11 protein-coding genes are annotated in these 12,928 nt (G+C 57.2%); 5 read left to right on the forward strand and 6 right to left on the reverse strand.

What is annotated here, in order from left to right:
• Positions 1 to 71: 71 nt before the first annotated feature.
• A complete protein-coding gene (narQ, locus tag A3466_RS10130; protein WP_063450473.1) occupies positions 72 to 1,766 on the forward strand; it encodes a nitrate/nitrite two-component system sensor histidine kinase NarQ in 1,695 nt (564 codons plus the stop codon).
• 141 nt (positions 1,767 to 1,907) lie between these two features.
• On the forward strand, positions 1,908 to 5,021 hold the full coding sequence (gene acrD, locus A3466_RS10135) for a multidrug efflux RND transporter permease AcrD (protein WP_063450474.1): 3,114 nt from the start codon (positions 1,908 to 1,910) through the stop codon (positions 5,019 to 5,021).
• Between the two features lie 108 nt (positions 5,022 to 5,129).
• Here acrD and ypfM read toward each other — a convergent pair whose 3' ends face one another.
• Positions 5,130 to 5,189 carry a protein YpfM gene (gene ypfM / locus A3466_RS23140; protein ID WP_102751470.1) on the reverse strand — a complete coding sequence of 20 codons (60 nt, stop codon included), beginning with the start codon at positions 5,187 to 5,189 and terminating at the stop codon, positions 5,130 to 5,132.
• Between the two features lie 387 nt (positions 5,190 to 5,576).
• Here ypfM and A3466_RS10140 point away from each other — a divergent pair, with 387 nt between their 5' ends.
• Genes A3466_RS10140 through A3466_RS10150 form a run of 3 tightly spaced genes read left to right on the forward strand, consistent with a single transcriptional unit; the run spans position 5,577 to position 7,286 of the window.
• A complete protein-coding gene (locus tag A3466_RS10140) occupies positions 5,577 to 5,933 on the forward strand; it encodes an ArsC family reductase (protein ID WP_063450475.1) in 357 nt (118 codons plus the stop codon).
• Positions 5,934 to 5,936: 3 nt separating this feature from the next.
• The gene (gene dapE / locus A3466_RS10145) at positions 5,937 to 7,064 is read left to right on the forward strand and encodes a succinyl-diaminopimelate desuccinylase (protein ID WP_063450476.1); all 1,128 of its coding nucleotides are present in this window, start codon (positions 5,937 to 5,939) and stop codon (positions 7,062 to 7,064) included.
• A 24-nt stretch (positions 7,065 to 7,088) separates the two neighbouring features.
• Positions 7,089 to 7,286: a YpfN family protein gene (locus A3466_RS10150; RefSeq protein WP_000383991.1), complete on the forward strand. Its 198-nt coding sequence runs from the start codon at positions 7,089 to 7,091 to the stop codon at positions 7,284 to 7,286.
• Between the two features lie 64 nt (positions 7,287 to 7,350).
• Here the strand turns inward: A3466_RS10150 and ypfH are convergent, their stop codons facing one another.
• The 5 genes from ypfH to bamC all read right to left on the reverse strand — a co-directional run bounded on the left by ypfH (position 7,351) and on the right by bamC (position 12,913).
• On the reverse strand, positions 7,351 to 8,046 hold the full coding sequence (ypfH, locus tag A3466_RS10155; protein WP_063450477.1) for an esterase: 696 nt from the start codon (positions 8,044 to 8,046) through the stop codon (positions 7,351 to 7,353).
• A 73-nt stretch (positions 8,047 to 8,119) separates the two neighbouring features.
• Complete coding sequence (locus A3466_RS10160) at positions 8,120 to 10,066, reverse strand: tRNA(Met) cytidine acetyltransferase TmcA (RefSeq protein ID WP_063450478.1); 1,947 nt, start codon at positions 10,064 to 10,066, stop codon at positions 8,120 to 8,122.
• Positions 10,066 to 10,935 carry a KPN_02809 family neutral zinc metallopeptidase gene (ypfJ, locus tag A3466_RS10165; protein WP_063450479.1) on the reverse strand — a complete coding sequence of 290 codons (870 nt, stop codon included), beginning with the start codon at positions 10,933 to 10,935 and terminating at the stop codon, positions 10,066 to 10,068. Before ypfJ ends, A3466_RS10160 begins: the two co-directional genes overlap by 1 nt.
• Before the next feature lie 120 nt (positions 10,936 to 11,055).
• Positions 11,056 to 11,769 carry a phosphoribosylaminoimidazolesuccinocarboxamide synthase gene (gene purC, locus A3466_RS10170; RefSeq protein ID WP_001171626.1) on the reverse strand — a complete coding sequence of 238 codons (714 nt, stop codon included), beginning with the start codon at positions 11,767 to 11,769 and terminating at the stop codon, positions 11,056 to 11,058.
• A 109-nt stretch (positions 11,770 to 11,878) separates the two neighbouring features.
• Positions 11,879 to 12,913, reverse strand: coding sequence for an outer membrane protein assembly factor BamC (gene bamC / locus A3466_RS10175; protein WP_063450480.1), 1,035 nt, complete (start codon positions 12,911 to 12,913; stop codon positions 11,879 to 11,881).
• Positions 12,914 to 12,928 lie beyond the last annotated feature (15 nt).

Raw genomic sequence — 12,928 nt, forward strand, 5'->3', positions numbered from 1 at the left:
TCAAATGCCCAGGAAGCCGAACTATTTCCAGTGAACCTGTGGCAGATCAATTTTATTCAGGAAGCTGATGAGTGACCGTTAAACGCCCCGTTTCGGGAAGCCTGGCTCGGGCTTTCTTTTCGATGATTGTATTGTCCGTGTTAATCAGCGCCATTGCGCTGGTCACGCTCGCCAGCAGCCAGCGCGACGCCGAGGCGATTAACATCGCCGGATCGCTGCGCATGCAGAGCTACCGCCTGGGCTACGAGATGCAGCGCGCCAGCCCGTCGCTGTCAGAACACCGCGCGATCTGGCAGAAAACCCTGAGCGCACCTGCGTTGCAGAAGTTAAACCGCTGGTATGTGCGGGAAGACGTCAAGCAGCGTTATCAGCAGCTCCACCTTGCCTGGCAGGAGATGGATAAGCGCATCGCCAGCGGCGACACCGGGTGGTATCAGAACCACATTGAGGATTTCGTTGGCCGGATAGATGCCTTTGTGCTGGCGCTTCAGCACTACACCGAACATAAAATTCAGCTGGTCATTTTCATGTCGCTGACCGGCGGGCTGGGCATTTTGCTGCTGGCGCTATTAACCCTGCGGCGGATCCGGCGTCAGGTGGTGCTGCCGCTGAATAATCTGGTGGCGGCGAGCGAGCGTATCGAACAAGGGCAATTCGACACCCCCGCGCCGGATAACGCGCTGCCCAACGAACTGGGCCAGCTTTCCCGCGCCTTCAACCATATGTCGGCGGAACTGCACACCCTGTATCGATCCCTTGAGCAGTCCGTTGCCGAAAAAACCCGTCATCTGAATGAAGCGCATCAGCAACTCGACATGCTGTTCAAATGCTCGCAGGCGCTGAATACCGGGCAGATAGACAGCCACTGCTTCCGGCATATGTTGCAGATTGTGCATGAATACACGCAGATGAATTATCTGCAATTGCGTACCAGCGACGACTGGCGGCTGTGCGAAGGGCAGGAAACACCGGGCGAGAAGATGCACACGCTACCAGTGTTAATGCAAGATACCCTGTACGGCGAACTGCGCTGGCAAAGCACGACCGACGATGTTCCCCTGCCGCTAATGGAAAGCGTGGCGACGATGCTGGGCCGGGGGCTCTATTTCAATCAGGCGCAGAAGCACTATCAGCAGCTGCTGCTGATGGAGGAGCGCGCCACCATCGCCCGCGAGCTGCACGATTCGCTGGCGCAGGTGCTCTCTTATTTGCGTATTCAGCTTACGCTTCTTAAGCATGCCGTGCCGGGCGATAATGCCCTCGCACAGACCATCATTACGGATTTCTCCCGCGAGCTGAATAACGCCTGGCATCAGCTACGCGAACTGCTCACCACCTTCCGTCTGACGCTCAATCACGCCAATCTTCCTGCCGCGCTACAGGAGTCTCTTGACGGGCTGCAAAGCCAGACCAGGGCGAAACTGGTGCTCGACTGCCGTCTCTCGTCTCTGGCGCTGGACGCGCAAAAACAGGTGCACCTCTTACAGATTGTGCGTGAGGCGGTGCTGAATGCGATTAAACATGCCGACGCGAGCGAGATCGTCGTCAGTTGCGTCACCGCTGCGGACGGCACGCACACGGTCACTATCCGCGACAACGGTATTGGCATCGGCGATGCCAGTGAACCGCCGGGGCATTATGGTCTGAACATCATGCGCGAACGCGCGGGACGGCTCGGCGGGACGCTAGGCTTTTCCCAGCCGCCGCAGGGTGGTACGCAGGTCAGCGTAACGTTCCGGACGCCAGCGGATCGGGCTGAAAAATAGCGAGAAAGCAGGCGCGCTGAAAAAAGCGCATGATAATTTACATTATCTCCTTTATTTCTCCACGTTTGGCCTGCGCCTTCCCGCTACAGTGTTGCGGGCAATATACAATAATGACGTGCTGCATAACGAGGTCACTTTTTCATGGCGAATTTTTTCATCGATCGCCCCATTTTTGCCTGGGTGCTTGCAATCCTGTTGTGTCTGACGGGTGTCCTGGCGATTACATCACTTCCCGTTGAGCAATACCCCGACCTCGCTCCCCCCAACGTGCGTATCACGGCGAACTACCCTGGCGCCTCGGCGCAGACGCTGGAAAATACCGTCACGCAGGTTATCGAGCAGAACATGACGGGTCTCGATAACCTGATGTACATGTCCTCGCAGAGCAGCGCCACGGGCCAGGCGACGGTCACCCTGAGCTTTACGGCGGGCACGGATCCGGATGAAGCGGTGCAGCAGGTGCAAAACCAGCTGCAATCCGCCCTGCGCAAACTGCCTCAGGCGGTGCAGAACCAGGGGGTTACCGTGCGTAAAACCGGTGACACCAATATTTTGACCATCGCCTTCGTCTCAACCGACGGCTCGATGGATAAACAGGACATCGCGGACTACGTCGCCAGTAATATCCAGGATCCGCTCAGCCGCATCAACGGCGTAGGCGATATCGACGCCTACGGCTCGCAATATTCCATGCGCATCTGGCTGGATCCCAACAAGCTGAACAGCGTGCAGATGACCGCCAAGGATGTCACCGACGCTATCGAATCGCAGAACGCACAGATTGCCGTGGGGCAGCTGGGCGGTACGCCCTCCGTGGATAAACAGGCGCTTAACGCCACCATCAACGCCCAGTCGCTGCTCCAGACGCCCGAACAGTTCCGCAATATCACGCTGCGCGTGAATCAGGACGGGTCGGAAGTGCGTCTGGGGGATGTCGCCACCGTGGAAATGGGTGCGGAAAAATATGACTACCTGAGCCGCTTTAACGGCAATGCCGCGTCCGGACTAGGGGTGAAGCTGGCCTCCGGTGCCAACGAAATGGCGACCGCGCAGCTGGTATTAGATCGTCTGGACGAGCTGTCGCACTATTTCCCGCACGGCCTGGAGTATAAAGTCGCCTACGAAACCACCTCGTTCGTTAAGGCCTCCATCGAAGACGTGGTGAAAACCCTGCTCGAAGCCATCGCGCTGGTGTTCCTCGTGATGTACCTGTTCCTGCAAAACTTCCGCGCCACGCTGATCCCCACCATTGCGGTGCCGGTGGTGCTGCTGGGAACCTTTGCGGTGCTGTATGCTTTTGGCTACAGCATCAACACCCTGACCATGTTCGCCATGGTGCTGGCCATCGGCCTGCTGGTGGATGATGCCATCGTGGTGGTGGAAAACGTCGAGCGCATTATGAGCGAGGAAGGGCTTTCACCCCGCGAGGCCACGCGCAAGTCGATGGGGCAAATTCAGGGCGCGCTGGTCGGTATCGCCATGGTGCTGTCGGCGGTATTTATCCCGATGGCTTTTTTTGGCGGCACCACGGGCGCAATTTATCGCCAGTTCTCGATCACCATCGTCTCCGCGATGGTGCTCTCGGTGCTGGTGGCGATGATCCTCACCCCTGCCCTTTGCGCGACGCTGCTCAAGCCGCTGCACAAGGGTGAGCATCACGGTCAAAAAGGCTTTTTCGGCTGGTTTAACCGCATGTTCAACCGTAATGCGGCGCGCTATGAAGCGGGCGTGGGCAAGGTGCTGCACCGCAGCATGCGCTGGATGGTAGTGTATGTCCTGCTGCTTGGCGGCATGGTCTTCTTATTCCTGCGGCTGCCCACCTCCTTCCTGCCGCTGGAAGATCGCGGCATGTTTATTACCTCCGTGCAGTTACCGAGCGGCTCGACCCAACAGCAGACCCTGAAGGTAGTGGAAAAGATTGAGAACTACTTCCATACCCAGGAAAAAGATAACGTGGTCTCCGTTTTCTCCACGGTCGGCTCAGGCCCTGGCGGTAATGGGCAAAACGTGGCGCGCATGTTTGTACGCCTGAAAGACTGGGATCAGCGCGACAGCGAAACCGGCTCCTCCTTTGCCATCATTGAGCGCGCCACCAAAGCGTTCAACAAAATCAAGGAAGCGCGCGTTTTCGCCAGCAGCCCGCCCGCCATCAGCGGTCTGGGCAGTTCAGCCGGGTTTGATATGGAGCTTCAGGACCACGCGGGAGCCGGGCATGACGCATTAATGGCTGCTCGCGATAAACTGCTGGAGCTGGCCGGGAACGATCCGCAACTTACGCGCGTTCGCCATAACGGTCTGGATGACAGCCCTCAGCTACAGGTGGATATTGACCAGCGTAAAGCGCAGGCGCTGGGCGTTTCCATCGACGATATCAACGACACCCTGCAAACGGCATGGGGCTCAAGCTACGTAAATGACTTTATGGATCGTGGCCGCGTGAAGAAGGTCTACGTTCAGTCCGCCGCCAAATACCGCATGCTGCCGGACGATATCAACCGCTGGTATGTGCGCAATAACACCGGCGGTATGGTGCCGTTCTCGGCGTTCGCAACGTCGCGCTGGGAGACCGGATCGCCGCGTCTGGAGCGCTATAACGGCTATTCGGCGCTGGAGATTGTCGGGGAAGCCGCGCCGGGCGTCAGTACCGGTACCGCAATGGATATTATGGAAAAACTGGTTCAGCAATTGCCGACCGGCTTTGGCCTGGAGTGGACGGCGATGTCCTACCAGGAACGGCTTTCCGGTGCGCAAGCGCCTGCCCTGTATGCTCTTTCGCTGCTGGTGGTCTTCCTCTGCCTGGCGGCGCTGTATGAAAGCTGGTCAGTGCCGTTCTCGGTGATGCTGGTCGTGCCGCTTGGGGTTATCGGCGCGCTGCTGGCCACCTGGATGCGCGGCCTGGAAAACGATGTCTATTTCCAGGTCGGGCTCCTCACCGTTATCGGATTGTCGGCGAAAAACGCCATTCTGATCGTTGAATTTGCCAACGAGATGAACGCCAAAGGCCACGAGCTGATGGCCGCCACGCTGCACGCCTGCCGTCAGCGCCTGCGCCCGATCCTGATGACCTCTCTGGCGTTTGTGTTTGGCGTCCTGCCAATGGCCACCAGCTCCGGCGCAGGCTCCAGCAGCCAGCACGCGGTGGGAACGGGCGTCATGGGGGGAATGATTTCCGCGACGATTCTGGCGATCTATTTCGTCCCGCTGTTCTTCGTGCTGGTACGCCGCCGTTTCCCGCTGAAGGATAAGCCGGAATAACCCGTTGAAATAAAAAAGGCGGCTTTATCGGCCGCCTTTTTATTGTGTGATGTTTTCACACTATGATTATTTTAGTTAATTAAGTGCTCTTGCAATTCTGACCGGAATTTATTTACGAAGCATGCCTTCGATAAAATCTTTCCAGTTCCCCATTTCACGTTCAATCATAACAACCTCTCTTATTATTATGCGCATTCTACGAAAACGTATCATCATTGTGAAGCCACTTTATCCGATTGCTGTGATTGCGCCCCGCTATGTGAGTGGGTTTAAGATCACTATGAGCGTTGCCGGATAAATTTTATGTGACCTACAGCAATATTTTGAAATAGTCAGAAAAATGACAGTATTTTAAATTTCCCTCTGAGTTTATTGGTTATTTAAACTGAATGGACAACTATGCTTAAAAGATGAAAGACTATTCAGCTTACAGCTGTTCGTTGAATTATGGAGAATTGTAAATCACGAAAAATTCCGAATGTGGTATATTCCACTTAAGGATATATCTTCGAAAATATTGAACATTTAATCTACAAAAGAACAAAAGGATTCACCATGGTTGTGATGTACGGCATTAAGAATTGCGACACGATCAAAAAAGCCCGCCGCTGGCTGGAAGCACACAGCATTGACTATCGCTTCCACGATTACCGTGCCGACGGGCTTGACCCGGCGTTTCTCCATTCCGCCATCAATGAGCTGGGCTGGGAAGCGCTGCTGAATACCCGCGGAACCACCTGGCGTAAGCTGGATGAAGCTCTCCGGGCCACAATCGATGACGCTGACAGTGCCGCCAAACTGATGCTTGAAATGCCGGCAATCATTAAACGCCCATTGCTCTGCAAGCCAGGTCGGCCTATGCTGCTGGGTTTCAGTGAAACCCTTTATTCAGATTTTTTCGTTGAGGTGTAGTCTATGTCATGCCCGGTCATTGAGCTGACTCAGCAGCTTATTCGCCGTCCTTCCCTTAGCCCGGACGACGCAGGTTGTCAGGCACTAATGATTGAGCGCCTGCGTGCCATCGGTTTTACCGTGGAACCCATGGATTTTGGCGATACGCAGAACTTCTGGGCCTGGCGCGGTCAGGGGGAGACGCTGGCGTTTGCCGGACATACCGACGTGGTTCCTGCGGGTGACGCAGACCGCTGGATCAACCCGCCTTTTGAGCCGACCATCCGCGACGGTATGCTGTTTGGACGCGGCGCGGCGGACATGAAAGGTTCCCTGGCCGCGATGGTCGTGGCGGCAGAGCGCTTCGTCGCCCAGCATCCAAATCATAAAAACCGTCTTGCGTTTTTAATCACCTCTGATGAAGAAGCCAGCGCCCATAACGGCACCGTGAAGGTCGTTGAAGCGCTGATGGCGCGCAACGAACGCCTGGACTACTGCCTGGTGGGCGAACCGTCCAGCACCGAAGTGGTGGGCGACGTAGTGAAAAATGGCCGCCGTGGCTCACTGACCTGTAATTTGACCCTACATGGCGTGCAGGGCCACGTTGCCTATCCTCACCTGGCGGATAACCCGGTACACCGCGCAGCGCCGATGCTGAACGAGCTGGTGGGCATTGAGTGGGACAAAGGTAACGAATTCTTCCCGCCAACCAGCATGCAGATTGCCAACATCAAGGCCGGCACCGGCAGCAACAACGTCATTCCCGGCGATCTCTTCGTTCAGTTTAACTTCCGCTTCAGCACCGAGCTGACCGACGAAACGATCAAAGCGCGCGTGGTTGCGCTGCTGGAGAAATATCAGCTGCGCTATACCATTGACTGGTGGCTTTCCGGGCAGCCGTTCCTGACGCAGCGCGGTAAACTGGTGGATGCGGTGGTGAACGCCATTGCGCACTATAATGAGATTAAGCCACAGCTGCTGACAACGGGCGGCACGTCTGACGGACGCTTTATCGCCCGCATGGGTGCACAGGTTGTCGAACTGGGCCCGGTTAACGCGACGATTCACAAAATCAACGAGTGTGTGAACGCAGCGGATTTACAACTGCTGGCCCGCATGTATCAACGTATTATGGAGCAGCTCGTCGCCTGACGGGTGCTTACAGAGGATTAGCGAATGGACTGGCTTTCAAAGTACTGGTGGATTCTGGTGTTGGTGTTTTTGGTAGGCGTGCTGCTTAACGTGATTAAAGATCTCAAGCGCGTTGACCATAAAAAGTTCCTTGCCAACAAGCCTGATCTTCCGCCACATCGTGATTTTAACGACAAGTGGGACGATGAAGACGACTGGCCGAAGAAGGACCAGAAGAAGTAATTGTGCACACCCCTCACCCTGCCCCTCTCCCCAAAGGGGAGAGAGGCTGGGGGTGAGGGACAACTCACATAAACTCTACAATATCATCATCATTCGGCTTACCGCCGCTGAGCGCTTCATCAAAGTAGTGCTTCGGCACGGTATAGCGCAGATGGTCGAGCGCAAACTGCATGCTGCGATCATCAATGGCATGACCCAGATCGTCCACGATATCCAGCGTCACATCCCCGCCTTCACGCACCAGTGCGTCCTGGGCTGCAACCGCATGTGAAAGCTCAATCACCCGGTCTTCACCCCCATGGATCAGATGGATCGTGGTCTGCGTCGTCGCGCTTTGCGGCAGCGTCGCGAAGCGGCCGTTAAAGGCAATCACGCGGGAGGCCAGCCCCGGCTGCGCTTTTACGCTCTCAAGGGACATGATCGACCCCTGCGAAAAGCCAATCAGCGCCGTCGCGTCGGCACCCACGCCGCTCTGCTGCTGCCAGTAGCGTACGGTGTCGATAAACGCAGGCATGGCGGCATCAACGCGCGCCTGACGGCTCTCTTCCGTCACGCCCTCAACGGAGAACCACTGCCGTCCGTTCGGGCCGCACGGCTCCACGCCACCGATGCTGACGATCAGCGCCTGCGGGAAAACGGGTGCAAACCAGCTGCCTATCTGTCCCATGTTGACGGCATTGTCGCCCACGCCATGAAACAGAAGCAGTAACTGTTTAGCCGGTGTGTCCGGGCTTTGCACAACAAAATGGTCATGTTTCATGGCGATCTCCTTAATTGATAAGCAGGATTTTACGCCTCTGCGGGGTAATGACCATGCCACTTTACTGAAGAAGTCATTGAAAAAATTGCCATTGCAAAATGTCGCCTTTCAGCTGCTGGCTGCGGGGAGAATCAAGCCTTTCAAGTGCTTGTGCGGTTTCTTCGCGTAACTTTGCCAGCAACGCTTTCCGTCCGACGTCGTGCGTATGCCCTTCCATTTTCCCACGCAGCGCAGGAAGCGGCATCTCCACGGCTGACAACAACCGGGTCAGCGCCGCTACCGAAGTCGAAAACGCCCTGTGCGCAAAGGCAAATCCCGCCAGCTCCAGCCAGTCGTCACTATTAAGGGTAGCTTCCCACGCATCCGTCACCGGGATCTTTTCGCCGTTCCGGGCCGACAGGACGCGCATATCACGACATAAACGTTGATGTGCCTGCTCGCAGAGCTGATGCCCCGCCTCGCTTAGCGGCAGCAGCGCCATCGCCGTATAGCACCCGCTGCTCGCCTCCCGATGGCTGCCCATTCGCACCAGCACAAAACCGCACTGCTGCCAGAAGCGCCACAGCTCGTCGGTAAAGCCAAAGCTGACCGAGAGATAATCTTCTCCGCTGGCGCTGCGGATCAGCCGCTGGCCGATGCCTTCCCGCTGGCGATGGGGATGAACCGCAATGCGGCTGACGCGTCGGCCCTGAAGCGTCGCCGCGAGGGGCGATCCGCCGTGCGCCGCCAGCGACTGTGCCACCAGATTTCCACGCGGCCGACGAAAGCCCGCCCATACCGCGAGGCTCAGTTCAGGGGATAATCCCCCCTCTTCCACCAGCCAGAGCGCGCCCGCGATGTCCGCGCCCGCGTGCGCAACGGCAAAGTGCTGGCCGGGGGCGTCCATCATCCGGCGTAAATCGAGGGGTGAGGTGCGGTAGTGCGCGGCGCACAGCAGTTCGTAAACGCTTGCCACGCGCGCCGGATCGCTTTCCCACGCGCGTGGCTCCAGCGACCTTAAACATACTTCGCCTGCCGGTTTGCGGTCGATAAGCGCATCGTCAAACAGCAGCGCGTTCGCCACAATCCGCTCAAGCGGACATCCGGCAGCCCAGCGAACGGGCGTTGATAAGGTATAACGCCGCAGCCCGCTGAACCGGGCACAGAATTTAAGCAGAAATCCCCTGCCCGTTCCTTCATAGCCCTGTACCGTTGTGGTTAACAGCACGCGCGCAAATCGCGACACCAGCTTCTCGAGCAGCGGGCCGGGAATAGCGGCCGCCTCATCGACGATCAGCCAGTCGGCCTGCAACGGGGAGGCCAGCAGCGCATCCGGGGCTATAAAGTGAAAATGTTCGCCAGCAAAACGCGCGATGACGTCCGTCGCCCCTTTGGCCGGTGCCGTCACCACCGCATTCCCGCGTATGCCGTTGAGCAACATGCCTGCCAGCGCTGACTTTCCGCGCCCGCGCGGTGCCGTAACGGCGGCTACGCCCGCCGGCATCGTCAGAAGGGCGTTGAGGATCTCAGCCTGTTCGCGCTGCGGTTCACCGCTGGCGGGCTGCCAGGCGGGGAAATCTGGCGCAACGGGAAGGTGCAGGGAATGGTGCTGCTGCCAGACGATGGCGTCCGAATCGGCGGCAAGCGTCCGGCAAAAATGGTGAACAAAGTGCGGGGTGGCGATCGGCTCTGCGCTGTCGCTCCAGCGCAGAGAATCCCTGTCGGGCCTGTCGGCCCAGACGGCGAACGGCGGCACCAGCAGCACCAGAAGGCTACCAGCGCGCAGCGTCCCGCTGAGGGCGGCGAAGGCCGAGACGTCAAACCCGTCTCGCGCGTCAAAAACGGCGTGCAGGTATTCACGTCCCAGCAGTCCGCTGATGGACTTAGACGGGTTCTCCTCCAGCCACAGCCAGTCTCCCGGTAACGAGTTGCGCAGGGTAGTCGCCTGGGTCAACGTCCACGCTTCATCGCCGCTGAGCACCACCAGCCGGCGGTGCCCGGTGCGCTGAAGCTGACTAACCAGCGCTTCAAACCCCAGCATCACATCGCTTTGCCGAAAGTATCACACTGTGACGGATTGCCGCTGTCGAAGCCACGCTTAAACCAGCTGTAGCGCTGTTCGGAGGTGCCGTGGGTAAAGCTGTCCGGCACAACGCGCCCCTGGCTTTGCTGCTGCAAGCGATCGTCCCCAATCGCCTGGGCGGCATTCAGCGCCTCTTCCAGATCGCCTGTTTCCAGCACGCCCTGCTGCTGCATGCTGTGTCCCCAGACGCCAGCGAAGCAGTCCGCCTGAAGCTCCATGCGCACGGAAAGGTGATTCACCTCCGCCTGAGACGCATTCTGCTGCATCTGACGCACTTTAGGCTCAATGCCGAGGAGCTTCTGCACGTGGTGGCCAACTTCGTGTGCGATCACGTAGCCCTGGGCAAAATCGCCGTCAGCGCCCAGCTTGCTTTTCATGTCGTCGTAGAAGGAGAGATCGATATAGACGGTGCTGTCCGCCGGGCAGTAGAACGGCCCCATCACGGACTGCCCGGTGCCGCAGCCTGTGCGGGTTGCGCCCCGGTACATCACCAGTTTTGGCGGCTGATAGGTCCGCCCCATTTTCTCGAACTGCTGACCCCAGGTATCTTCGGTCGTCGCGAGAATAACGGAAGTAAATTTCGCCGCTTCATCTTCATTCGGGCTGATGGAGCGCTGCGAATACTGCTGCTGTTGCCCGGTTTCACCGGTCATTAAACCGGTCAGGTCGACGCCGTAGTAGCCCGCCACCAGCACCACGACCAGCAGAATAATACCGCCCTTGCCGCTGGGTAACCGGAAACCTGGCCCGCCCATAGACGGACCACCGCCACCACTGCTGCGTCTGTCTTCTACGTTGTCACTTTCACGACGCCCTTGCCAGCGCATAAACACCTCTAACTATTCCATTAATAATAGCTATGATCGTAGGCGGTTAATGAAAGGATTACCATAGTAAACAAGGATAAGACGCCAAAGGATGCAAACATCCTTTGGCAAATGCGCGAATTAGTCGAGCTTAACGCCTAAACGGTGAGCAACCGCTTCGTACGCTTCGACCACCCCACCCAGGCTCTGGCGGAAACGGTCTTTGTCCATTTTATCCAGCGTCTCTTTGTCCCACAGACGGCTGCCGTCCGGAGAGAATTCGTCGCCCAGCACCACTTCGCCTTTGTACAGACCGAACTCCAGCTTGAAATCGACCAGGATCAGGCCCGCGTCATCAAACAGCTTTTTCAGCACGTCGTTGGCTTTGTAGGTCAGTTCCTGCATGCGCGCCAGGTTCTCTTTGCTTACCCAGCCGAAGGTTTCGCAGTAGGATTCGTTGACCATCGGGTCGTGCATGGCATCATTTTTCAGGAACAGATCGAACAGCGGTGGATTCAGTTCGATACCCTCTTCAATGCCCAGACGCTTCACCAGGGAGCCTGCGGCACGGTTACGGATAACGCACTCTACCGGCACCATATCCAGTTTTTTTACCAGACATTCCGTATCGGACAGCAACGCTTCCATCTGAGTCGGGATACCGGCTTCGGCCAGCTTGGTCATAATGAAGTGGTTGAACTTGTTGTTCACCATGCCTTTACGATCGAACTGCTCAATGCGCGCGCCGTCTCCTGCTGACGTATCATTGCGGAACTCGAGCACCAACAGATCCGGGTTTTCCGTGCTGTATACGGTTTTCGCTTTGCCACGATACAACTCAGCTTGCTTCTGCATCTTCATTACTCCTGGTGTGATGATTTGTATTCAAAACTGGGCATATTATGCCACGCACACGTTTGCGTAGCACGAAAATAAAAAGGGCTGGATTATCCAGCCCTCGCTATTATTTGCTGAATGCGGCCTGGAAGGCAGCGACCAGCGCATCGTTTTGCGACTGGGTCAGCGTGTGTCCTTTCGGATCGATAAATTGCAGACTGCTGCGGTTATCGAGGTCGCCGACCTGGATTTTGTAGTCACCGGAAGGCAACTGCGGATCGCTTGCCCCCAGTTCCTGCCAGGCGCTATCGGACAGCGGCTTATAGGTCGCTATGATGCTGCCCGTTGAACGGGTGCTGTCGGTCACCTTCATGCCCACTTTTTCAAGCGTAGCCGGCAAGCGCTGCCAGGTCTGGTTAAACGGCGCACGCACCACCAGCATCGGCAGACCGGTATCATCGGCACCGCTCTGTACGTCAAACGTTGAACCGTTACGGTTCTGCGCGGCGTTAGCGGCATCGGTGGCGTTCTTATCCAGACCCGCTGCAATCACGTTCAGCATTTCGGTGCTGTAGCGCTGCAAGGCGGCCGGATCGGCAATCGGTTTGCCCGCCTGCTCAAGATTTAACAGCTTAACGGTAACCGCCTGCTGATAACCCTGCGGCTTAACGGAGACTTGATAACGACCGCGATACTGCTGATCTTCATCGAGACGGTTCCACTCAATCCAGTCGGTGGTTAAGGTCTGACTGGCGTCGTCGCGTTTATCAATCGTGTAATTTTTCGACTGAATTACGCTCACTACCTGCGGCCACAGCGTGGTACCGCGCGCGCTTTCCACCAGCAGAGAGGCCGTATCACCGGTAAACTGAGTACGCGCGCCACTCACCAGCGCCAGAGGCTGAGCCGGCGGACGAATATCGAGCGCTTTACCCACCAGACCGCTACCGTTCGTGACCGGAATATTATAATCACCGTTCTGGATCGGCAGGATCATGCCGGCAGGCGCGTGAAGTTCAGCAAGCGGCGGTGAATCCAGATAGGATTCATCACCGCTCACCTGGCGCTTGTAGCGCGAGTCTGAACTACAGGCAGCGAGGAGCATAACAAGCGAAACACCCGCAACCTTCGCCAGGCGCGACTTCTGTACTGAATAAGCCATCAAATCTCCCTAAAC

The organism is Enterobacter genomosp. S, assembly GCF_001631805.1.
GTDB lineage: Bacteria > Pseudomonadota > Gammaproteobacteria > Enterobacterales > Enterobacteriaceae > Enterobacter > Enterobacter quasihormaechei.